The organism is Egbenema bharatensis FJBBOT/2019 (genome assembly GCF_048077055.1).
GTDB classification, from domain to species: Bacteria; Cyanobacteriota; Cyanobacteriia; order Elainellales; family Elainellaceae; genus Egbenema; species Egbenema bharatensis.
The window spans coordinates 6,177,423-6,197,648 of sequence record NZ_CP182236.1 but is presented as its reverse complement, the minus strand read 5'-3'; the positions used below and the strand labels follow the sequence as shown (position 1 = coordinate 6,197,648).

At 49.3% G+C, this 20,226-nt stretch carries 24 protein-coding genes and 1 pseudogene; 15 read left to right on the top strand and 10 right to left on the bottom strand.

The genetic code is table 11. The features are described from left to right. Window positions 1-422 precede the first annotated feature (422 nt). The gene (locus ACM1PF_RS28890) at window positions 423-1,682 is read left to right on the top strand and encodes an aspartate aminotransferase family protein (RefSeq protein ID WP_416669671.1); all 1,260 of its coding nucleotides are present in this window, start codon (window positions 423-425) and stop codon (window positions 1,680-1,682) included. A gap of 98 nt (window positions 1,683-1,780) precedes the next feature. Here ACM1PF_RS28890 and ACM1PF_RS28885 read toward each other — a convergent pair whose 3' ends face one another. Then, window positions 1,781-2,041 carry a hypothetical protein gene (locus ACM1PF_RS28885; protein ID WP_416669670.1) on the bottom strand — a complete coding sequence of 87 codons (261 nt, stop codon included), beginning with the start codon at window positions 2,039-2,041 and terminating at the stop codon, window positions 1,781-1,783. 184 nt (window positions 2,042-2,225) lie between these two features. Between ACM1PF_RS28885 and ACM1PF_RS28880 the strand changes: the two genes are divergently transcribed. The 4 genes from ACM1PF_RS28880 (at window position 2,226) to ACM1PF_RS28865 (ending at window position 4,056) form a co-directional block, all read left to right on the top strand. Continuing rightward, window positions 2,226-2,477: a helix-turn-helix domain-containing protein gene (locus tag ACM1PF_RS28880; protein ID WP_416669668.1), complete on the top strand. Its 252-nt coding sequence runs from the start codon at window positions 2,226-2,228 to the stop codon at window positions 2,475-2,477. Between the two features lie 21 nt (window positions 2,478-2,498). Next, complete coding sequence (locus tag ACM1PF_RS28875; protein ID WP_416669666.1) at window positions 2,499-2,729, top strand: helix-turn-helix domain-containing protein; 231 nt, start codon at window positions 2,499-2,501, stop codon at window positions 2,727-2,729. Window positions 2,730-2,753: 24 nt separating this feature from the next. After that, window positions 2,754-2,999, top strand: a complete 246-nt coding sequence (locus tag ACM1PF_RS28870) for a helix-turn-helix domain-containing protein (RefSeq protein WP_416669665.1) — start codon at window positions 2,754-2,756, stop codon at window positions 2,997-2,999. Window positions 3,000-3,126: 127 nt separating this feature from the next. Then, complete coding sequence (locus ACM1PF_RS28865; RefSeq protein ID WP_416669663.1) at window positions 3,127-4,056, top strand: DUF5996 family protein; 930 nt, start codon at window positions 3,127-3,129, stop codon at window positions 4,054-4,056. Window positions 4,057-4,093: 37 nt separating this feature from the next. On the opposite strand, the gene ACM1PF_RS28860 is transcribed toward ACM1PF_RS28865, so the two are convergent. From ACM1PF_RS28860 to pds, 4 genes are all read right to left on the bottom strand, one after another. Then, window positions 4,094-4,501, bottom strand: a complete 408-nt coding sequence (locus ACM1PF_RS28860; protein WP_416669662.1) for a hypothetical protein — start codon at window positions 4,499-4,501, stop codon at window positions 4,094-4,096. 18 nt (window positions 4,502-4,519) lie between these two features. Further along, a complete protein-coding gene (locus ACM1PF_RS28855; protein ID WP_416669660.1) occupies window positions 4,520-5,227 on the bottom strand; it encodes a hypothetical protein in 708 nt (235 codons plus the stop codon). A 508-nt stretch (window positions 5,228-5,735) separates the two neighbouring features. Beyond that, complete coding sequence (gene crtB, locus ACM1PF_RS28850) at window positions 5,736-6,665, bottom strand: 15-cis-phytoene synthase CrtB (RefSeq protein ID WP_416669659.1); 930 nt, start codon at window positions 6,663-6,665, stop codon at window positions 5,736-5,738. Between the two features lie 210 nt (window positions 6,666-6,875). Continuing rightward, window positions 6,876-8,306 carry a 15-cis-phytoene desaturase gene (gene pds / locus ACM1PF_RS28845; protein ID WP_416669657.1) on the bottom strand — a complete coding sequence of 477 codons (1,431 nt, stop codon included), beginning with the start codon at window positions 8,304-8,306 and terminating at the stop codon, window positions 6,876-6,878. A gap of 126 nt (window positions 8,307-8,432) precedes the next feature. Here pds and ACM1PF_RS28840 point away from each other — a divergent pair, with 126 nt between their 5' ends. The 3 genes from ACM1PF_RS28840 to ACM1PF_RS28830 all read left to right on the top strand — a co-directional run bounded on the left by ACM1PF_RS28840 (window position 8,433) and on the right by ACM1PF_RS28830 (window position 10,462). After that, complete coding sequence (locus ACM1PF_RS28840; protein WP_416669656.1) at window positions 8,433-9,698, top strand: MFS transporter; 1,266 nt, start codon at window positions 8,433-8,435, stop codon at window positions 9,696-9,698. A gap of 111 nt (window positions 9,699-9,809) precedes the next feature. Continuing rightward, window positions 9,810-10,082, top strand: coding sequence for a hypothetical protein (locus ACM1PF_RS28835; RefSeq protein ID WP_416669654.1), 273 nt, complete (start codon window positions 9,810-9,812; stop codon window positions 10,080-10,082). After that, complete coding sequence (locus ACM1PF_RS28830) at window positions 10,082-10,462, top strand: type II toxin-antitoxin system VapC family toxin (protein ID WP_416669652.1); 381 nt, start codon at window positions 10,082-10,084, stop codon at window positions 10,460-10,462. Before ACM1PF_RS28835 ends, ACM1PF_RS28830 begins: the two co-directional genes overlap by 1 nt. Before the next feature lie 163 nt (window positions 10,463-10,625). Here the strand turns inward: ACM1PF_RS28830 and ACM1PF_RS28825 are convergent. The 4 genes and pseudogenes from ACM1PF_RS28825 to ACM1PF_RS28810 form a co-directional block, all read right to left on the bottom strand. Further along, a pseudogene (locus ACM1PF_RS28825) lies at window positions 10,626-11,115 on the bottom strand (DUF3368 domain-containing protein). Beyond that, complete coding sequence (locus ACM1PF_RS28820; RefSeq protein WP_416669651.1) at window positions 11,112-11,363, bottom strand: UPF0175 family protein; 252 nt, start codon at window positions 11,361-11,363, stop codon at window positions 11,112-11,114. Before ACM1PF_RS28820 ends, ACM1PF_RS28825 begins: the two are co-directional and overlap by 4 nt. Before the next feature lie 236 nt (window positions 11,364-11,599). After that, a complete protein-coding gene (locus tag ACM1PF_RS28815) occupies window positions 11,600-11,989 on the bottom strand; it encodes a (2Fe-2S) ferredoxin domain-containing protein (RefSeq protein ID WP_416669649.1) in 390 nt (129 codons plus the stop codon). A gap of 12 nt (window positions 11,990-12,001) precedes the next feature. After that, entirely contained in the window at window positions 12,002-12,823 is an 822-nt protein-coding gene (locus ACM1PF_RS28810; RefSeq protein ID WP_416669648.1) for a class I SAM-dependent methyltransferase, read from the bottom strand. A 765-nt stretch (window positions 12,824-13,588) separates the two neighbouring features. On the opposite strand from ACM1PF_RS28810, the gene ACM1PF_RS28805 reads away from it, so the two are divergent. The 3 genes from ACM1PF_RS28805 (at window position 13,589) to ACM1PF_RS28795 (ending at window position 16,402) form a co-directional block, all read left to right on the top strand. Further along, window positions 13,589-13,831, top strand: coding sequence for a hypothetical protein (locus ACM1PF_RS28805; protein ID WP_416669646.1), 243 nt, complete (start codon window positions 13,589-13,591; stop codon window positions 13,829-13,831). Between the two features lie 124 nt (window positions 13,832-13,955). Continuing rightward, window positions 13,956-14,366, top strand: a complete 411-nt coding sequence (locus tag ACM1PF_RS28800; protein ID WP_416669644.1) for a hypothetical protein — start codon at window positions 13,956-13,958, stop codon at window positions 14,364-14,366. 2 nt (window positions 14,367-14,368) lie between these two features. Continuing rightward, complete coding sequence (locus ACM1PF_RS28795) at window positions 14,369-16,402, top strand: NACHT domain-containing protein (protein ID WP_416669643.1); 2,034 nt, start codon at window positions 14,369-14,371, stop codon at window positions 16,400-16,402. A gap of 318 nt (window positions 16,403-16,720) precedes the next feature. Here the strand turns inward: ACM1PF_RS28795 and ACM1PF_RS28790 are convergent, their stop codons facing one another. Next, window positions 16,721-16,885 (bottom strand): hypothetical protein, encoded by a 165-nt coding sequence (locus ACM1PF_RS28790; protein ID WP_416669640.1) that lies wholly within the window; start codon window positions 16,883-16,885, stop codon window positions 16,721-16,723. A 118-nt stretch (window positions 16,886-17,003) separates the two neighbouring features. On the opposite strand from ACM1PF_RS28790, the gene ACM1PF_RS28785 reads away from it, so the two are divergent. The 4 genes from ACM1PF_RS28785 (at window position 17,004) to ACM1PF_RS28770 (ending at window position 20,103) form a co-directional block, all read left to right on the top strand. Beyond that, a complete protein-coding gene (locus tag ACM1PF_RS28785) occupies window positions 17,004-17,135 on the top strand; it encodes a hypothetical protein (RefSeq protein WP_416669322.1) in 132 nt (43 codons plus the stop codon). A gap of 150 nt (window positions 17,136-17,285) precedes the next feature. Next, window positions 17,286-17,489 (top strand): hypothetical protein, encoded by a 204-nt coding sequence (locus ACM1PF_RS28780; protein WP_416669639.1) that lies wholly within the window; start codon window positions 17,286-17,288, stop codon window positions 17,487-17,489. A gap of 119 nt (window positions 17,490-17,608) precedes the next feature. Beyond that, window positions 17,609-19,081: a P-loop ATPase, Sll1717 family gene (locus ACM1PF_RS28775; RefSeq protein WP_416669637.1), complete on the top strand. Its 1,473-nt coding sequence runs from the start codon at window positions 17,609-17,611 to the stop codon at window positions 19,079-19,081. A 209-nt stretch (window positions 19,082-19,290) separates the two neighbouring features. Then, complete coding sequence (locus ACM1PF_RS28770; RefSeq protein WP_416669635.1) at window positions 19,291-20,103, top strand: pentapeptide repeat-containing protein; 813 nt, start codon at window positions 19,291-19,293, stop codon at window positions 20,101-20,103. The last annotated feature ends 123 nt before the right edge of the window (window positions 20,104-20,226 follow it).

The window sequence follows — 20,226 nt, the reverse complement described above, 5'->3', positions numbered from 1 at the left end:
CCAGGAACCCAAAACTTTGCCCGTTCTTGATGATTAAACCCTGACATTTCTCCAAAACTTGTCTGCGTGAAATTGAGATTTTTCTATGATGGGGATATCTTGATGAGAGAATGGCTTCTCCAGGCGATCGCGGGTCTGACGATCCACCTTCCTGTAAACCCATGGGAACCATGATTTAGAATCAGTTATCCTGGGGGTTCCAGTTGGGGTTCCAGTCAGGACATCAAAAAAGGACATTGAAATTAGAAATTAGAGGCATTAGAGATATCAGAGATTAGAAAATAGGATTGTCTACCCTGTTTTGTTCACCCGTTTTAACCACTTTTGACATTGCCACGCGCTCTAAAACCCTGACTTCGGGGCACTGGTTTAGGGGCGTTGCCAGAGTAGTACCTTTCATTTCCTGTTTGGAGGAGTAGCTAGTGAGTCCAGAAACCCTTGTCCAACTGCCGACTACATCACCGTCGGAATTTAGCCCGACAGACTTTGACACTTACGTGATGTCCACCTATGGACGCTATGCCATTACGCTCGATCGGGGTGAAGGCTGTCGAGTTTGGGATAGCAATGGGCGAGAGTATCTAGACTTTGTGGCTGGGATTGCTACCTGCACCCTGGGTCACGCTCACCCGGCAATGGTAGAAGCCGTCACCCAGCAGATTCAAAAGCTGCACCATGTGTCTAATCTCTACTACACCCAGGAACAGGGCGAGTTGGCGAAGTGGCTGGTGGAACATTCCTGCGCCGATCGGGCCTTTTTCTGTAACTCTGGGGCAGAGGCCAACGAAGGGGCCATTAAGCTGGCCCGGAAGTATGCCCACACGGTACTGGGGATTCAGAGTCCCGTCATCATTACGGCCCATGCCAGCTTCCATGGGCGAACTCTGGCCACCATTACCGCCACTGGACAGCCAAAGTACCAGAAGAACTTCAATCCCCTGATGCCGGGGTTCTACTACGTCCCCTACAACGACATTGGGGCATTAGAAGAGGCGATCGGTATTCTGGATCAAAATGAGCGGCAGGTAGCTGCCATCCTGCTGGAAGCCCTTCAGGGTGAGGGGGGAGTCCGTCCGGGAGACGTAGCCTACTTCCAGCGCATCCGCGAAATTTGCAATGAGAAGGGAATTTTGCTGATTGCCGATGAGGTGCAGGTGGGCATGGGCCGCACCGGGAAGTATTGGGGTTACGAAAATCTGGGCATTGAACCCGATATTTTTACCTCAGCAAAAGGGTTAGGTGGCGGTATTCCGATCGGGGCGATGCTCTGTAAGTCCTTCTGCGATGTCTTCCAGCCTGGTGATCATGCCAGCACCTTCGGCGGCAATCCTTTTGCGACGGGAGTTGCCCTGGCGGTTTGTCGCACCCTGGAGCAGGAGAACTTGCTGGACAATGTGCAGGCAAGGGGCGAACAGTTGCGATCGGGCTTACGGGCTTTGGCAGAGCAATATCCCAAGCTAATTGCAGAAGTGCGGGGCTGGGGACTGATCAACGGCTTAGTGCTGAGTCCAGAGGCTGAGTTGACTTCTGCGGATGTGGTGAAGGCGGCGATCGAAGCAGGGGTGCTACTGGTTCCAGCCGGCCCGAAGGTCGTTCGCTTCGTGCCACCTCTAACGGTTAGTGAGGCAGAAATCGATCAGGCCTTAGCTGCGGTAAGCCAGGGATTGGCTACTCTGACATAGAACTGGTCAGATGAGACGACGGGTGGGGCGGGCATTTTGCCTGCCCTGTCTGCAAAGTAGAACTACCGCACAGCTCACGTATTCACCATCCTGATCATTCAAAACCCTGAAAGCCGAATTTCTGGGTTGAGATCCGGTTCATTTGGCCCATCCCGCTGATCCCACTCGTCCAGTTCATCGGATTCAGGGGAGGGGCAATCAAACACAATCCGAAATTCACCCTCTGGGATATGTTGCCGCAGAAATCGCAGATGTCCCTCGGCATCCACTCGTCTACGAAACCGTCCCACCACCACGCGCTGCATTTTGGGCAACAAACGCACGATCATCCAGGGCGTAATTCGCTCTCGATACGTCATAATAGTCCTATTCTCCAGTGCAAATTGGGGATTGAGCCAGTGCAGAGGAGTTGGTCGCTGCTACGCACTGGCTTTTGCTTGTTTATTGATTACGTTGTTACTGATAACTCTATTTTCATATCAAAAATGCCAATTGGCAATACCGATCGGCAAATTCATCGTAGCCCCTCAAACGATTTAGGGCATGAGTAAAGCAGGTAGGGCATTGAAACAGGTTCTAGAAGCCTATGGTATTAACCAAACTCGATTGGCGATCGAGATGAAAGTTCCTTCGTCAAACGTCAATCGCTGGGTCAATGAAACTCGTGATCCTTCAGGAGATGCCATTTTCAACATCAAGACAGCCCTGGAAAAGTTTGATTCTGAGGCGGCTGAAACTTTTGTGAAACTCTACCTTTACACGTCTGAGGTTGTAGGAGAAGACGATCGGGGGTGAGTGGCGATCGGAAGATTGGCAATGAGTAAAGCAGGTAGGGCACTTAAGCGAGTTCTAGAAACCTATGGCAATAGCCAAAACCAGTTGGCTATTGCAATGGGGACAACCTCATCCAACATTAATCGGTGGGTTAATGAAACACGCGATCCTTCAGGAGATGCAGTGGTTGCAATAAAAACTGCCCTCGAAAAACTCGACCCCGAAGCGGCAGAAACCTTTGTAATGTTATTTTTCTACACGCCTGATGTTTAGGGAAAGGCGAGCTTATAGGGTGGTATGGGAAAGGCAGGCAGGGCGCTTCGTCAAGTTCTAGAGCATTACAACATCACTCAAAATCGATTGGCAGTCATGATGGGAATCGATCGCTCTAACATCAGTCGATGGGTCAGCGGAGAACGTGATCCTCTAGCAGAAGCTGTACCAGACATTCGTGCGGGTTTAGCAAAGCTGAATCCAGATGCTGCTGATGAATTTGTCAAAATGTATCTTTACGGGGCAGGAAAGGATGATGATCGGGGATGAGTGGCGATCGCAACACCAGTGCTGCCACTTGTGATTTAAGACAGCGTTTGTAGAATATTGCAGGCAATACGCTAGGCTGAGATTATTCAGGACTGGGCAAACCTCTATCACTACAAAAGGGCACATTATGCTCGATCGCACCGCAACACCGGACAACGCCTGGCCCACCTTGCCACCGCTGTCCGATTGGATGGATACCTGTACCACCGTTCACCTGTGGACTCAGATCGTCGGCAAAATTCGGTTAGAACTTAGCCCCTGGATCAATCACTCCTGGGGGTCAGCCCTTTACGTGACAACCAGCGGATTGACCACCTCACCCATTCCCTACGGCAGCGATACCTTTGCGATCGATTTTGATTTCATTAACCACACCCTCCACATCACCACCACTCAAGCCACCGAGCAGTCCTTCCCGTTGGAACCCATGTCCGTTGCCGACTTCTACCGCAAGATCATGGCTGCCCTTGATGCATTAGGGATTCAGGTTGAGATCTTTGCCCGACCCGTCGAGGTCGAAGTTGCCATTCCCTTTGCCCAGGACACTCAACATGCCAGCTATGATGCCGATGCCATGAATCGATTCTGGCAGGCTCTGGTGCAGGCGAACCGCGTCTTTACAGAATTTCGGGCAAGCTATCTGGGCAAGGTCAGCCCGGTTCACTTCTTCTGGGGCGCGTTTGATCTAGCCGTAACCCGCTTCTCAGGACGATCGGCTCCCAAGCATCCGGGCGGGATTCCCAACTGCCCCGATCGAGTGATGGAGGATGCCTATTCCCATGAGGTATCGAGTGCAGGCTTTTGGGCTGGAACCGGATTGGGTGAGGCTGCGTTCTATGCCTATGCCTATCCAGCCCCGGAAGGGTTCTCGACAGCGGCGATCGAGCCAGCAGCAGCGTACTACCATGAGGGGCTGGGGGAATTCGTCCTACCCTATGAAGCCGTCAGAACCGCAAATGATCCCAATGCTGCATTACTTTCATTCCTGCAAACCAGTTATGAGGCAGCGGCGAACCTGGCAAATTGGGATCGGGCTGCGTTGGAGTACAAAAGGTAGGACTCAGGCATGGTCTGATAAATAACCATTATTGGGATCAGTTGAGATTGGCTCGCTCTGAAATTTGAATGGTTCTTCTCACTTCTCGCTCCAATTGCTCGGCTTCATCCTGGCAGTCTTCTGCCAACTCTTCCAGATTATTGGCGATCGACAGCACCTCCTGGGCAAGCTGTCTTGTCTCTGCCGATTTCCGATCGTATTTCTGCGAAGCTTCGGTAATTTCTGCAAATAGGGTTTTGTATTCTTCGGGCGGGTTCTCTAGCCACTGGGCAAATTCACTTTGCTGTTCCTGCTGCTCTTGAACAATGACAAGTGCTTGCTCCCAGGCGGCTTTTCGGCGCATATCAAGGGTCTGAATCGCCTCGTATTTTGCCTTGAGTTGCAGAGTGGTACTGACTTCAGCAAGCTCGTAGACTTTAGCTTTTAGCTCCTGGAGTTTCATCATCTGGTTAAATGCCCTGTATCAGGACATTGGTGATTTCTGCGATCGCATGAGTTCCTGATAAAGACGTTCAACCTCAGCCTGGAGGGATTGATTTTCTTGAGTCAAAGTAGCAATTTGAGTCTGCTGCTGCTCGACCAACGCTCTGGCTTCATCCCGCTGTTGCTTATACCGTTTCGTGTGGGCAACTCTGCCCCCCAGACTCTGGTTGTTTTTGGCTAATTCTTGCCTGCGCTTCTGAACTGCCTCGTACTGCTTCTTGAGCTGTTCCAGTTCTACCCGCAATTCAGCTTCCGCTTTACCATTTTCTGCTTCAGCGCGCAGGGCTTCATTTTCCACTTCCAGGGAGGCAATGCGGGTTTCCAGTCGCTGAATTTCTTTATCCTTGCCAAACAGTTTTTCCTGGAGTGCCTGAATAATGCTGATTAATTTGGATTTTTGCTGCTCCCGTTCATAGCAGGACGCTTCCAGCTCATGGGCCCGATCGCGGAGCAGACCTGCGCGATGCTGCAAAACCCTGGCAGTACATTCGTATTTGATGATGGCGATGATTTTGCTGCGCTCCGGTTCCTCCAACCGCTGAACGGCAGAACTCCGCCAAAGCGCGTCGTAATTAGTGCATTCGTGTCGGAGTTCTTGGGTTTGAATATGTCCAGGCGCGGCAATTAAGTCATAGTTTTTGAGCCGAACCTGATCGTGCCAGTAGTCAAATATTGCTTTGTTATCCATTGGGCGATCGGCTGTGAGAGCTACTTATCCTGGAATTTTGGATGCAATAATCTGGACAATGGTTCTGCGATCAGGGTTCTGTTGCGCGGACTGGGCGAGCCAGATGCCTTCCCCATAAAAATCCAGTTTATTGAATTTCCCTAGCTATAGACTACCTGGGATCATGGGCTGAATCCGGATTAGCTCAGGTTCCTTTGAGAAAACTTCACCCTATGCTGTTTTCTGTTTTGCCTTGATGAACTTGAAGACACCGGATACAGGCACTTTACCCCTACAGGGTTTGTAGCTCGTAGCCTAGCCTGATAACACGCCTAACTTGGAACGAGACTACCTAAGGGACGCAAATTAAATAACTCCGATTTTTTCTGTACCGGCGCACAGCAGTGCGCCCCTTCTGGAGATTAAATTTGCGATTTTATTTAATCCGCGTTCCTAAGAGCGGTGGGCGCTGCTCACCCTACGGCTCCTCTCCCCTCACTCCTCACTCCTCACTCCTCACTCCTCACTCCTACAACACCTCTGCCTTCAACTTGGACAGCGGCAAATAAAGGAACTTCTGCCAGCCAGGTACATAGGCTCGTTGGCTGAACACATCGTATTTGTTGCGCTCAATCACATTGAGAATGCCGCGATAGAGCATCAGGGCAGACCAGACCGGGAAGCGGGCATCAGGGCTGAGGAGCTTAATTCCCCGTTCAGCATCGGCAAAGAAGGCATGGGCCCGCTGAATCTGAAACTGCATCAAGGCCCGCCAGCGATCGTCGATGACCCCATTGAACAGATCCTTTTCGCTGTACTTAAACCGCTCCAGATCTTCCAGGGGTAAGTAAATCCGACCCCGACGGGCATCTTCTCCTACATCTCGCAGAATGTTGGTGAGTTGGTTGGCAATGCCGAGGGCGATCGCCTCTGGTTCAGGATTGAGGCTGGGCTGGTTGCGGTTCCAGGGAGCCGATCGATTGCTGTCATCAACTCCCATCACGGCAGTAGACATTAACCCGACCGTTCCTGCTACTCGATAGCAATAAAGCTCTAGCTCCTCAAAGGTTTCATAGCGATTGCGGTACAAGTCCATCCGCTGCCCCGCGATCATATCCCGAAAGGGTTGGATGTCGATGGGGAAACGTTCCAGAGTATCGATCAGAGCCACATCCACCGCATCGATCGGGTGCCCGGCAAAGATCGACTCCAGATTTTGCTCCCAATGATCCAGCGTTTCATCGGTGGTAGTCTTGGCTTTGGGGCCATCCACTAACTCATCCGTGCGCCGACACCAAACATAAATTGCCCAGATAGCGCGACGCTTTTCTTCGGGCATCAACAGGGTTCCTAGGTAGAACGTCTTGGCATACTCCGCCGTAATCTGGCGGCAGCGTTCGTAGGAATCGTCTAAGGGAATCAAAGTAGAAATACGGGGAGATTCAGGCAATTGCAGCATTACATTGCAAGCTGAGGGTGAACGGGAGCAATTAGCTATCAGCAGTGATCAATCGGGATCAATTGGCGATGCCACGCAAGCGAACGGTGATGCCATACCAGCGAACAGCCATTTGCCTGTTAGTTATTCTCCTATGGAGAGGGATAGATCACGAAAAAACTCCTAAATCATTTGCAAATAACTATCAAATCACAACTAATCCATCAGGGATTAATGAGCCAAGGCCTCAGGTGCTTCAGCTAGAGTTGGAGCATTCGATCGAACGGCGGGTTGCCAACGAGCGATCGCCTGCGCTGTCAGCTTACCAGACAATACGGCTCCTTCCATGCTGGCCAGGTATCGCTGCATGGTGTAATCTCCCGTCAAGAAGAAATTATCAATCGGAGTCACCTGGGAAGGACGAAAATCTTGCCGTCCTGGAGTGGCCTTGTAAACCGATCGCGGCGTTTTCACTACTTTATACTTCAGCAGGTTCGCAGGCTGATCGGTATCAAAATGAGTTGGGAACAGCTTTTTCAACTCTTCCATGGTGGCCGCGACGATTTCCTCATCGGATTTATTGATCCAATCTGCTGCCGGAGCCAGAACCAATTCCAGCATCGAGCGATCGGGGTTTTCGTATTCCCGGCAGGTGTTACTCATGTCAGCATAGACGCTGAGTAAGGGAGAGCGGGAGAACAGCAGATGATCAATGTCCGTCAGCTTGCGATCGAACCACAGGTGCAGGTTGATTACCGGAACCCCTTCCAGTCCGTCCAGCTTTTTGAAGTACTCCATTTCTCGCCAGGGCGCAGGCAGCATCACCTTGAACGGATCGACGGGCATGGCAGAGACGTAAGCATCGGCAGTAAAGACTTCATCCTCAGCCCCATTCAGCCCCCGCAGCAGAAATCCCCGTACGGTACCATCTTCGTTGAGGAGAATTTCCTTCAGGGGCGCATTCAGCCGCACTTCACCGCCCCGCTCCGTGATGTGATCGACGATCGGCTGGCACAGTCTCTCGGTGGGCGACCCGTCCAGAAACGCCATTTTGGAACCATATCGCTCCTGCAAGAAGCGGTTCATGGCCGTCAGGATCACCGTTGAGGAAATTTCATCGGGCCCAATGAAGTTGAGCGACTTGGCCATGGCAATGAAAATTTCATCATTCACCCGCTCTGGAATGCTGTGCTTTTGCAGCCATTCTGTCCAGGAGTATTGATCCATTTCCTCGACATAGCTCTGGCCCCGCACCATCGCTGGAATCAGACCCATGCCAAATTTAATTTTTTCTTCCCAGGTCAGCATATTGTTGTTGCGCAGGATCGCCACAATGCCGTTCCAGGGAGCCGGAATGTCAGGAAAATCAAACCGAGAGTAGACCCCCGGATTGTTCGGCTGGTTCATGATCATGGTGTGATCTTTCCACTGCAACCGATCTTCAATTCCCAACTCTTTGAAAAGTTGCAGCATATTCGGATATGCCCCAAAAAAGATGTGTAGTCCGGTTTCGTACCAGTCTCCATCCTCATCTTTCCAGGCTGCCACTTTACCGCCCAGCACATCCCGCCGTTCAAAGACGATCGGCGTATGTCCGGCATCCACTAAGTATTTGGCGCAGGAAAGTCCTGCCAGTCCTGCTCCAGCGATCGCAACTCGCATGTAATGCTTTACCCTTTGCAGTTTTTACTGTTTATGTGTTCTTCATATTATATGTTGCATTCTGTTACATTTCGAGGAATAAATTTTTGAATGCAGCGCGGAGAACATTAATCTAACCAAAATCCCATGCCCTTAGTTCCCCTCTCTTCTCCCCCCTGGCAAAATCGCCTCTGGGTCATCTGCATCTGCGCTGGAATGCTGCTGTTTTTTACCCAGGTGACCGTGTTATTTCCCGTTTTACCCCTGTATTTAATCCAGCGGTGGGGAGAAACGGCTCCCGTTGGATGGGTGGTGGGGGCATTGGCGGCAGGACTCCTGTTTTTTCGTCCCTGGATTGGGATGTTGCTCGATCGCTGGGGTCGCAAACCTGTGCTGTGGTTGGGGCTACTGATCATGCTGGGGATCTTGCCCCTGTATCTCTGGTCGCCTAACCCTCTATGGCTGATGGGCGTGCGAGTCCTGCATGGCATCAGTCAGGCAGCTCTGGCCACGGCTTCCCAAACGATGCTTGTAGATCTGGTTCCGCCCCATCGTCGGACTGCCATGCTGGGGTATCTGGCGATGTCGAATACGATCGGCTTTTCGTTGGGGCCTTTAATGGGTTCTTCAGCGTTTGCGACGGGTGGGTTTGAGGCGGTGGTTCAGATGCAGTTGATTTTGACGGTGGTGGGGTTTGTGATCAGCTTGCCGTTGCCCTGGTTGATGGTGCGATCGGCTCAATCGGCTCAATCTGAAGTCCAGTCCGCTAGGGGTGAATTATCTGCAACTCAAACCTCCCCAATTCAACCCTCTGAAATTCAAGCGTCTGAGGCAAGGCTCACCCGCCCTTCCACTGATTTTCCCTGGAAGCATATTCTCAGTTTTCCAGTCCGGGAAGCGACCTTCGTTTTCTTTATTGGATCTTTCCTGCATGGTGGAGTGGTGACTTTTTTGCCCCTGTTTATTCCCAATGCTGCCCAGTTTTACAGCCTGAATGCGTTTGTGGCGATTTTGGTGCGGTTTGGTTTGGGTCGCTGGGGCAATGTGATTTCCCAACGCTGGATTGTTAGCCTGGGTGTTCTTTGCTCTGGCAGTGCCCTGATTGGACTGTCGCAGTTGCCGGAGTATTTAATTTTCTGGTCAATCATCTACGGCTTGGGATTTGGCACGCTGTTTCCCGTCCTGTCGGCGATCGTCTCTCTGGCGGCTCCAGCGGCTTTGCGGGGAAGAATCTACAGCTTTTTCCTGGCGGGGTTTGATGGGGGTATGACGTTGGGTGGGGCAGGCGTGCAGCCGTTGATTCAGGTGTTACCGCTCAGCACAATCTTTGCGCTGCTGGGGGGAGTGGGTTGTGGGGTGAGTGGGTTTGCGTTTCGGCGGTTTGCGGGGATTAGGAGGATGGGCGATCGGTAGTGTGCTTTCTATCTTCAGACTCCACTCCACTGGTTCCAATCACGCCGACGAGATCTGCTCTAAGCTACGATAAAACCAACGTTGGAGCGTGTCCTGCTCAGAGGGATTCCTATGCCTACTCAGCATCAAATCTATCGTGCCATTCTTCAGGGTTGTCAGATCACCTGGCTTGATCCTCCCCCCGAACTTCCCTCTGAAACTGAGGTTTATATAACCATTGCCTCATCACCTTCGAGCAAAGCCTTACGGGGACAAGCCATGGCAGCGGCTCTAGAAAAGCTGTCTCAGATCGACCCTTTCATCGATATTGCTCTAAATGACATTGATCCGATCGGGTGGCAAAGAGAAACCCGTCAAGATCGGCCACTGCCCGGACGGGAATAATGCTACTTGACAGCAACATCATCATCTATGCTGCCTATCCCAACCAGGGTGCAATTCGTCAGTTTATCCGGGACAATGCACCTTTTGTATCAATTATTAGCTATGTGGAAGTGTTGGGTTATCACCGTCTGACTGATGAGGCACGACAGTTTTTTGTTGAGTTCTTTGAAACATCTGAAATGCTTCCGCTTACTGATGAGATTGCAATACAAGCCGTCGAACTGCGGCAACAACGTCGAATGACATTAGGCGATTCTCTCATTGCTGGTACAGTTATCGTTAATAACCTGACATTGGTGACTCACAACCGCCAGGATCTTGAGTGGATTTCTGGCTTGTCATTGCATGATCCACTCGATCTGCAAAACGAAGAAGCCTGAACCGGAAGCGATCGTCTCTCTGGCGGCTCCAGCGGCGTTGTGGAGGTTAGGAGGATAAATAGAAATTACAGGAGATGACCAACGAGTATTAAGATTCATAGACAGCAAGAGGGGATTGAAGAGGCGCTGAATTTCTTCACTGACTGTTTTGGCTGTTCCTTTTCTAAGGTTCTTGAGCAAGGACTAAGACACGCTGATATAGCTGAGGGCTGACGCGAAAACCAGCTTGGTTGATCATACGCATCCATAACAGGTTGAACTTGAAGGATAAGGCTTTTTTGTTTGGCAACGAGCAGAATACCCAGACTACCAATGATAGATAGCCCAAGTCGAACAGCCTCTTGCCGTCCCAAACGTTCATCAATGAGCAAATCATCAGCTTGTAGCTCAAGTGCCAAGGCTATAGCATTTGCTTCTCCAGCATCTAAGCCCCGTTCTTGTTGCAGTTGGTCAGCAAGTTGAGAACTACTAAGGGATCGGGTTTGAATCCAGTCCAGTTTGAGAATGGCTGAAATAGTGGGATTGCTGGCGACTGCTAATTCACTGGCAACAGCATCAGGAATTATTACAGTTTGGTAAATGGCTTCTAGCACCCAGAGATGATCGATAAGGGCAAGATTGGAAAGGGCGGAGGTATCGCTGACAACGATCACAGCCAGCCCCGATCGCGCAGGTGCTGAACATCCTGCTCAAAGTCTTCCACATCGTAGTGAACACAGATACCGCGATCGGACAGCAACTTCTGAAAGTCCATGATTTCTATTCCAGCAATTTTGCTGGCGCGGCTAAGAGAAACCCGTTCTTGCTGAAACAAGGCAATGGCAATTTCCCGGAGCCAGTCGCTTTGGTTAAAGCTTTCGGACTGGCTGAGGCTATCAGGTAGGTTTAGGGTAATTTGCATTGGCTGTCCTCACGCACTTACCTTTAATTTTAAGGTTTTGGCGGCTGAGGTTGTCTACCTACTGATTACCCTCAAGCATATTTTTCCCCAGCCGACAGTTTTCAAGGAGAAGTGCAAGACTTTGAGCGGAGCCAGCTAACGGTCGCGCTCACCGGACGCAGACACCCTTTGCAACTCAACCGACATGTTGACAAGTTCCGGTGCAGCGCGGTTGTTAGCCTGTATAGTAAATGTGATTACAGAGCTTTTAATAATGGGTTGCAAGCAAACATAAATTCTTTAACGGGTTTGCCTTCCAATAAATGCTCCTGAATAATGCGTTCACAAACCTCCGGTGTAACGTGACAATACCAAGTTCCTTCAGGGTAGACGACTGCAAGGGGACCACCTCGACAAAACATTAAACATTCCACTTCTGTGCGATAAATGTTGTGTCCAGCTTGAGCAAGTTCTTTCAGTCGTTTACCCAAATATTTCCAGGTCGTAGTACCTTCTTCATTAGGACAACAAGTACCTCCACTTTGGCGCAATCCAGTACACAATAAAATATGCCGTTCATAACCACCTTGCCCACTAACAGCAATGCCCCGTGATTTAGCCTTCTTTTGCAAGGGTTTTATATCCATAATGAGAGTACTCTAGGTATGGTTGGAAATTGCGGTATACAGGTGTGTGCGATAAATCAATCTTACCGAACCTTGGCGATCGTAGAAGCGTTGCTGGAACACGGCTAAGTCTGATATGAGTTTTTCTAAACCTTTTCCTTCAGACGGTGTAAATCCTTGACTTCGAGCTAAACCTACTAGTCCTGGTAAATCTAGACATTGACTAGACACAAACTCATGTCGCTGTAAGTTTGTAAAGTAAGGCAGCCATAACCCTTGCCAAAATAGTTGATAACGTATGCTCTTGAACCATGTTTTCAGCTGCATTCCAGATTGGGATTTATGCTCTCGATCTTTGGATGCTTCAAAAACTAGGCGAGTGTATTCTTTGGAAACAAGGTCGCTTTGATCCCAAAAGCTCCATATTAATGCTAAATGTCCACTAGCTCTGAGGATACGACGAAACTCTTGGAGACTTTTATCAAAATCAAACCAATGGAATGCTTGAAACGAAGTAACTAAATCGACTGATGCATTCTTGAGAGGGGTCTGTTCGGCAGTTCCAGTTAGAAACTCTACTCCCTCATGTGGGGTCGCTGCCCTCCTCATGTCTTCGTTGGGTTCAATCGCTACAACCCGAACACCTCGATCTGCCAACAATCTTGCGCCAATCCCCGTTCCTGCGCCAATATCAACAGCAGTAATCTGAGTCGGAGATCCCAAATCTGACAAAATTGTATCGATCGCAGAAGCAGGATAAATCAGGCGATATTTTTGATAATCTTCGCCTCGATCAGAAAAATAGCTCAGCGGATTCGCGATCGAATCTGAGGCAGTAGAGAAATCAAAACTCAATTTCCGACCTCGCTACAAGTTTCATTCTTAGGCTAACTCAGAAACCAAGATTGCAGGCTCCTGAGAAATTAGATTTTCAATAAGTACAAATACTCATCTAGTATCTAATTTCTTTCACCCTGAAGGTACGTCAGTATGTGGAATGCTAACTATATATTCACCGTCAAAAGTGCGGGATAACACCCCGATGTTCCAGGATTATCCATCAGATCTGCGGGATAACACCCAGCTTTTCAGGATTTAATCAGGATTTAAACAGAAAAATTGATAGTTAAGTCCGGGGATTTGGGGTGTTATCCGTCACATTTGACAGTTAAGTATGGAGATTCGGGTGCTTATCCGTCACATTTGCTGGATAACACCCCTGATAAGGGTATTATCCAGCACCTATCCTGTCGCAACCTCAACCGCCCCGCCTGCTCGACCCAGTCAGGCGATCGATCCATCAAAACCTCCGATCTCGACAAAGCCCTCGCTATCATGAGCAAGCAGACTAAAGCAACCGATCGCTGACTGGGCAGGCAAGATGCTCGCCCCACAAGAAACCAGGGCAGACCCGATGTGAAACCCCTGGTTTCAGCAAGGGCGAACCGTTTCCTGCCCGTTTGAGCAAACCTGGAGTAGAAATCTGGCTGATGAAATTGTGCGGCAACTGCGATCGGAACTTTGAAAAGAGGGTACAGATTTTTAAGATAATCAGGGCACAACTGAGCGAAAGTGCCAAACTAAAGTTAATGACTCAAGACCATCTCAGGAGGTGGGGCGATGAGTCCATTGTTAGAGCAGGTTTTACAACAGATTGAGCAACTGACACCTGAAGAGCGGTTGGAATTAATTCGACAGGTTGCGGAAGGATTGAAAAAGTCAACCTCGATCGACGAACAACCCAAAACTCGATGGAGCGATTTGAAGGGGTTAGCTCCTTATCCAATGACGGGAGAGGACGCTCAAGCGTGGGTTTCACGAACTCGACGGGAAGCCGATGAGCATCGAGAACGAGTCCAGTGAACTGGAAGTGTGAATTGATTTTCCAGTACTGAGCTTTGCATTGTTTGCATCCTGCGGGCATCAAGGTTAGAAAAGAGGGAAATTAACTTTTTATTCCTGATTTGTAAAAGTCATTGAAATCATTATGGAATCCGGAATTACGATCGCCGTTGCCACGATCGCCAATCTTGCCTTTAATGAGTTTGTTAAATCTGGGGCGGGAGAACTGGCGAAGCAGTCTTTGAAGGGAGCAGGAAGTCTGGTCAAAAGTTTGCGAGAGCAGATTCAGGCAAAGTTTCAGGGAAATTCACGGGTGGAAGCTGCTCTGGCAGAGGTGGTGGAGCAGGGAAATCCAGCGGCTTTGGAGAAGGTGACGAAGTATCTGGATCTGGAAATGACGGAGGATGAAGCGTTTGCCACTGAGGTTCGCCAGATTGCCCAGCAGATTATCAATATCCAAAACCAGACCATTTCCGATCGCCAGTACAACAATTACGGACGTGACCAGATTAATATTGAAACCATTCAAGGTAATCCTAGAATCGGCGGTTCGTAGCAATGAGCCGACAGTACAAAAATCGGGGACGCGATCAGATCAATATTGAACGGGCAGGGGATGTTCATATTCATGGGCAGCCCGATCGCCCTCGAAATGAACAAGTGCTGCTGCAAGCGGTGGAACAGGAGGTTGAGTCGCGCCTGGAGCAGTCGTTGCACAATGCAATTTTGATTAATCTGGATAAAGAGGCTCAACCGGAACAGGTGAATCGTCCCTGGGAGCGGGAAATTCGGATTGGACTGAAGCCCGCCTTGCCTCTGCCGGAAGATAAGACGATCGCCCAGGTATTTGATGATGCGGCGATTGGGGGTAAGCTGCTGATTTTGGGACAACCCGGAGCAGGGAAAACCACGACGCTGCTGGATTTGGCGAAGGTGTTGGTCGATTGGGCATGGCAAGAAATTAATCATCCCATTCCGGTTTTGTTTAACCTGTCGAGTTGGCGGGATGAAAAACAGCCGATTCGGGAGTGGATGGTGGCGGAGCTGCGATCGAAGTATGGAGCAAGCCGGAAACTGGCGCAACTGTGGGTGAATGAACGTCAACTGTTGCCATTGCTGGATGGGTTGGATGAGGTTGCCCCGGAACGGCAGGAACAGTGCATTATTCGGATTAATGAGTTTTTGCAGGGGGAGGCGGCTCCGCTTCAGGCGGTAGTGTGCAGTCGGTTGGCGGAATACGAGAACCTGAACCGTCAGTTGCAGCTAAACGGGGCAATTTGTTTGAAGGCGTTGGGGGATGGGCAAATTCAAACCTATCTGGAAAAGGTCGATCGCACTGATCTGTGGCAATTTCTGAGCCAGCATTCTGTATTGCTGGAGTTTGTTCGTGCGCCGTTGCTTTTGAGTGTGACGGTTTTGGCATATCCCCAACATAGTGAGGCTCAGTGGCAGCAATTACAGACGGCAAGTGACCCATTACCGTTTTTGCTGGATGCCTATGTGGAACGGATGTTGCATCGCCAGTTTGAAAGCCGTGCCTATGGCAAACGAAAGGCTCCGACTGCCAGGGAAACAAGGCAATGGTTGGTTTGGATGGCTCGACAAATGGAGGGAACTGAGTTCTTGATTGAGGAGCTACAGCCCTCAATGCTGCCTAAGGGGCAAATGTGGATGTATCGATCGGGTAGCAGACTGATTGGCGGACTGATTGGTGGGCTGATCGGTGTATCGGCAGGTGGACTCATTTTCGGTGTAATTGGTGGACTAACTGGTCAGTTAGGTGGTGGATTAAGTGGTGGACAGGTGGGTGGAACAGGTGGTGCGTTGATGGGTGGGCTGGTTGGCGGGCTAGGTTTGGAACTATTTGACTCGAAAGCTTATGAAATACTCAAAAGGCTGCTCAATAAGATCAATGAACAAAGTGGTGGAAAACTGATTTTCGAGAGATTGGTTTTTATATGGTCAATTGGGCTAAGTGATGGTATCGAACCTACAGAAATTTTGAAATGGTCTTGGCAAAACTTTCTACGTGTCGGGTTATTTTTTGGTCTGTTTGGTGGTTTGTTCTATGGGCTAATTTTTAGTTTGTTTTTAGGGTTGAGTGCTGGTCTAAGCGTTGGACTATTTTTAGGGCTGTTTGCGGGGCTGTTTTGTGGCTTGTTTGTTGGGTTAGTTAGTGAAACGACCACTTCAAAAGTTCCCAATCAGGCTATCAAACAATTAGCTAGAACTTCTGCTTCCATGGGACTGAGTGTTGGGTTAAGCGTTGGACTGGTTTTTGGTTTAATTTTCGGTTTGAGTAGTGGTTTGATTGATGGTTTATTTGGTGGGCTGATTGAAGGGCTAAGTTTTGGTCTAATGTTAGGTCTGTTTTTGGGTTTGATAAGTGGTTTGAGCAGTGGTGGACAAGTCTGCATCCAACACTTCGTTCTACGAGTACTTCTCTATAAAAATCACCTTATTCCCTGGAACTATGCCCGTTTCCTCAACTACAGCACCGAGCGGCTCTTCCTACAACGGGTCGGTGGTCGGTATCGGTTTATTCATAAGTTGTTGCAGGAGCATTTTGCGGGGATGAGGAGTGAGTGTTGAGTGTTGAGTGTTGAGGACTGAGGACTGAGGACTGAGGACTGAGGACTGAGGACTGAGGACTGAGGGAAGAGGGAAGAGAGAGGAGGCGAGGGTAAGTGGGATTTGAGGAGGATTTTCAGGGCTTTTGTGTGATGGTGGTGTTAACTGCGGTTCTGCTCCACCCGCAGATGAATCGCGGGCTATTGCATCAAGTCCATTGAAATGGACTCAAACCCTTCCCCAGTCTGATTGATCGGACTTTTTCAGGTAGCCCGCAATTGATTCGCGGGCGATTTCATGAGTGAGACGACACCGTGAAATCTACAATTCCTCGTTGAATCAACCCGTCTTCCCAGAAGCCTTCTCCCTCGCTTCCAGAGCTTCTATCAACAACTCCTCAGCCGTGAAACTAAACGATCGCCTGTCCTGTTCTGCGATCGCCTTAATTCGATCTCTCACCTCATCCGACAGGTAAAGCGTCACCTGATTCTTCTTCGTTACCACTGTCAATGACCTCTACCTTCACCTTACCTCTATGCAAGTCTATGACCTTATGTTTTAATTTAGGTAAGGTGCATATAAGTAAAGTACCTTACCTATAATTCTAATGAGGTCTTTCACCATGCCGACCCTCTCCGATGATGAGTTCAACCTGATCCGCAAACTCCTCATGGACTTACGCTCCATCAAAACCTCCGATCTCGACAAAGCCCTCGCCATCCTGCATAAACGCAACAAACCGATCGATTCCTGAATTGACACCATCTCCTGTACGGGCGAAGCATTTGCGGCAAAATGTATTGCCCAAAATAGAAATTGTCTACGCAAATGCTTCGCCCCTACCCCTCGAATCCCACAACCGATCGTCTTAAACCCGATCGCCCCATTCACCTGGAGATTTACCATGCTGATTTTGAACGATGCCCAAGCCCTGATTGTCGAATCCTTGCTGACCAAAATGCTGATCAACGATGCCTATTCTGTAGTCCAACTGGAAGAAGCCATTACCTGGTTTCAGCAAGGGCAAACCATTTCCTGCCCCTTTGAGCAAACCTGGAGCAAAAATCTGGCTGATGAAATTGTGCGGCAACTGCGATCGGCGATTTAACGTTGCTGACCGTTTTCCTTGCAGCCGTTACCCGCCTGGGGTATTTTCAGAAACTGATTGAAAAACTATACTGAAACCTTAAACTAGGGGAACTCCTCCATTCTCCCTTCCCTCTCCCCATGCCGCTGGACATTCGCCAACTTAACCTGGGTTCCGATTCAGCCGAGCGCGATATCGCCATTGGACTATCCGAGTATTTCTATCAGAACTCCACCTATCACAAGTTTTTCAACAGCGGCAAAACCATCCTGGTCGGCAATCGGGGCAGCGGCAAAAGTGCCATCTTCAAATATATGGCAGCAGTGGAAGCCCGTAAAGGCAACCTCATCCTCGAATTGTCACCCGAGGAATACTCCTACGAACTATTATCGGAACATTTACGCAGTGAGAAGGAAGGCTCCTGGGGCAAGCAAAGCTCATATTCGGTCGCCTGGCAATATCTGCTCTACTGCCTCATTTTCAAGAAGATTGTCGAGGAAAAGCGGGGCTTATTACTGGGGAGCCAAAAGGACATTTTTACCTACGTCCAAAGCCACCTAAAGAACCAAAACCTCCATTCCATCAGCATTCTTTTCAACTACTTAAAGCGACTGGAGGAAATTAAGCTGGGTAGCCATCAAAGCTTACAGCGATCGCGCGAGCTTCAGAGTCTCTATAGTTTAGAAGAAATCAAGCAACTGCTGCCGAGCCTCAAAAAAATACTGGGAAAGCTCAGAGTCAAAGTTTTTATTGATGAACTGGACAAAGGGTGGGATAACTCAGAAGATGCCAAATATTTTCTAGCTGGACTGTTTCAAGCTGCCCAAAAGCTCAATTTGATCAGCTCCAATTTAAAAATCTATATCTCGATTCGCCAGGAGCTATTTGATAACATTCCCCAAATCTACGAAGATGCTCAGAAGATTCGTGAAGACGTAGAGGTGATTCGCTGGGGCAAAGCTGAACTCCTGGAGCTAATTGGACTACGGATTTCCCACTGCTTCCCGGAACTGCAACAGTCTGATGGACTGCGCTGCTGGAATTCCATCTTTGTCTCCCAACTGCCCCTCCGCAATGAGGAATCGATCGGCTCTACATCAGCAGATTACATCATCGATCGCACCCAACTGCGTCCCCGTGAACTCCTACAGTTTTGCAAACTCTGCATCGAGTATTACAACAGCGGCAAGCGGATTGAGGAAAATACTATCTATGCGGCTGAAGAAGTTTATTCAGAGCAAAAAATCAAGGATTTAGCTTCAGAATATCGCTTTAAGTACCCTCATTTATTAGATCTATTTGAGGTGTTTCGGGGACATAGAAGCCATTACGAAAAAAATGATCTGGAGTATCTGTTATTGTCTATTGTTTGTGGTGAAGTTGATGTGGATCAGGCAGCATCCTGGGTGCAGGAACTCGACTACCTGGAACTAAAAAAACTGCTCTGGAATATCGGTTTTCTTAAAGCAAAGGTGCCTCGCCAAATGGGTCAAAACATTGGAGGCAAAGGCACCTTCTTTGGACATTATGAATTGCCAAGTATCAACCTGGAAAACGTTGAACACTTTTGCATCCACCCGGCCTTCTGCTACTTCCTGAGTCTCAAATCTTAGAGCTGATTTATAAAGTAAAACTTAAGTGCTGAAACTGTTGATGTAGCTTGATCCCCCCTAGCCCCCCTTGAAAAGGAGGAACGCAACTCCCAGGTTTAAGTCCCCCTTTGCAAGGGGATTTAGGGGGATCGATAGATGCTTAGAATCACTATAGACCACTTTTAAAACACCCTCCAAAATTCCATCTAACAGCTATAGAGAGAATAAGTATGCAATGGAACCCCCGCAAACTAACGTGTGCTTTAGAGTTGCTGGCCCAAAAGATCCCCACCTGGGTTGCAGTATTAATATCAGTGGTGGGCCTTGCCACGATCGCCCTCTGGGTTCAGGAAGATATCGTTATCCGTTCACCGCTCGATCTATTCCAACGCAATACCCTCAAAATTTTATTTGAGAATGCTGAGTCGTTTGCGATCGTGGCAGCTGTAATTCTCTACTTCAAAGACGCACCCGATCGCAAAGCCAAGAAACACTACGAAGCGTGGAGCATTATTGACAATGCGGCTGCCGCCAAAGTTGCGACCAGCTATGCTCGCTTTCAGGCCCTTCAAGACCTTCATAACGATGGGGTTGCGCTCCGTGCTCTGGATGCTCCCCGCGCTAACCTGGCAAAAATTCAGCTCTCCGGTGCCCAGCTGAATGAAGCAAATTTGCCGGGGGCTGATCTGCGAGAAGCCTATCTACACCGCTGCGACCTGTCCCAGGCGAATCTCCAGGGGGCGAATCTGCAAAAGGCGAACCTCAAGGGGGCGAACCTGCGCGGAGCGAATCTGCAAAAAGCGAATCTGCGTGATGCCAATCTGAGTGGGGCTGACCTGCGGGAAGCCAATTTACGGGGAGCCAACTTACGTAGTGCTGAACTCTGGAAATCTCAGTTTTTGGGTGCTAATTTGGAGGATGCAGAGCTGAAGTGGGCAGAACTTCAAGGTGCTGAACTATATGGAGCAAGGCTGCACCGTACGGTTATGCCCGATGGTAGTTTAGAACAGCAGGAAATTGAGTTTTGGAACCACTTCTCGTAAGCAAGATGAAATTGTGCGGCAACTGCGATCGCAGAGGTGAATGATGTTTCTGTACGATCGAATGCAATTGTAAATCCGCAGTTCCCTTTAAATTAAATCTTCTTCCTGGAAACCTTTTCCCTC

Bases quoted from the DNA above. Each gene is read 5' to 3' on its own strand.
- ACM1PF_RS28820 (WP_416669651.1), bottom strand. From the start codon at position 11,363: ATGCAAATTACCCTAAACCTACCTGATAGCCTCAGCCAGTCCGAAAGC.
- ACM1PF_RS28885 (WP_416669670.1), bottom strand. From the start codon at position 2,041: ATGACGTATCGAGAGCGAATTACGCCCTGGATGATCGTGCGTTTGTTG.
- ACM1PF_RS28870 (WP_416669665.1), top strand. From the start codon at position 2,754: ATGGGAAAGGCAGGCAGGGCGCTTCGTCAAGTTCTAGAGCATTACAAC.
- ACM1PF_RS28770 (WP_416669635.1), top strand. From the start codon at position 19,291: ATGCAATGGAACCCCCGCAAACTAACGTGTGCTTTAGAGTTGCTGGCC.
- ACM1PF_RS28855 (WP_416669660.1), bottom strand. From the start codon at position 5,227: ATGGATAACAAAGCAATATTTGACTACTGGCACGATCAGGTTCGGCTC.
- ACM1PF_RS28785 (WP_416669322.1), top strand. From the start codon at position 17,004: ATGCCGACCCTCTCCGATGATGAGTTCAACCTGATCCGCAAACTCCTC.
- crtB (WP_416669659.1), bottom strand. From the start codon at position 6,665: ATGCTGCAATTGCCTGAATCTCCCCGTATTTCTACTTTGATTCCCTTA.
- ACM1PF_RS28800 (WP_416669644.1), top strand. From the start codon at position 13,956: ATGGAATCCGGAATTACGATCGCCGTTGCCACGATCGCCAATCTTGCC.
- ACM1PF_RS28865 (WP_416669663.1), top strand. From the start codon at position 3,127: ATGCTCGATCGCACCGCAACACCGGACAACGCCTGGCCCACCTTGCCA.
- ACM1PF_RS28795 (WP_416669643.1), top strand. From the start codon at position 14,369: ATGAGCCGACAGTACAAAAATCGGGGACGCGATCAGATCAATATTGAA.
- ACM1PF_RS28805 (WP_416669646.1), top strand. From the start codon at position 13,589: ATGAGTCCATTGTTAGAGCAGGTTTTACAACAGATTGAGCAACTGACA.
- ACM1PF_RS28830 (WP_416669652.1), top strand. From the start codon at position 10,082: ATGCTACTTGACAGCAACATCATCATCTATGCTGCCTATCCCAACCAG.
- ACM1PF_RS28775 (WP_416669637.1), top strand. From the start codon at position 17,609: ATGCCGCTGGACATTCGCCAACTTAACCTGGGTTCCGATTCAGCCGAG.
- ACM1PF_RS28860 (WP_416669662.1), bottom strand. From the start codon at position 4,501: ATGATGAAACTCCAGGAGCTAAAAGCTAAAGTCTACGAGCTTGCTGAA.
- ACM1PF_RS28875 (WP_416669666.1), top strand. From the start codon at position 2,499: ATGAGTAAAGCAGGTAGGGCACTTAAGCGAGTTCTAGAAACCTATGGC.
- ACM1PF_RS28815 (WP_416669649.1), bottom strand. From the start codon at position 11,989: ATGGATATAAAACCCTTGCAAAAGAAGGCTAAATCACGGGGCATTGCT.
- ACM1PF_RS28780 (WP_416669639.1), top strand. From the start codon at position 17,286: ATGCTGATTTTGAACGATGCCCAAGCCCTGATTGTCGAATCCTTGCTG.
- ACM1PF_RS28840 (WP_416669656.1), top strand. From the start codon at position 8,433: ATGCCCTTAGTTCCCCTCTCTTCTCCCCCCTGGCAAAATCGCCTCTGG.
- ACM1PF_RS28880 (WP_416669668.1), top strand. From the start codon at position 2,226: ATGAGTAAAGCAGGTAGGGCATTGAAACAGGTTCTAGAAGCCTATGGT.
- ACM1PF_RS28835 (WP_416669654.1), top strand. From the start codon at position 9,810: ATGCCTACTCAGCATCAAATCTATCGTGCCATTCTTCAGGGTTGTCAG.
- pds (WP_416669657.1), bottom strand. From the start codon at position 8,306: ATGCGAGTTGCGATCGCTGGAGCAGGACTGGCAGGACTTTCCTGCGCC.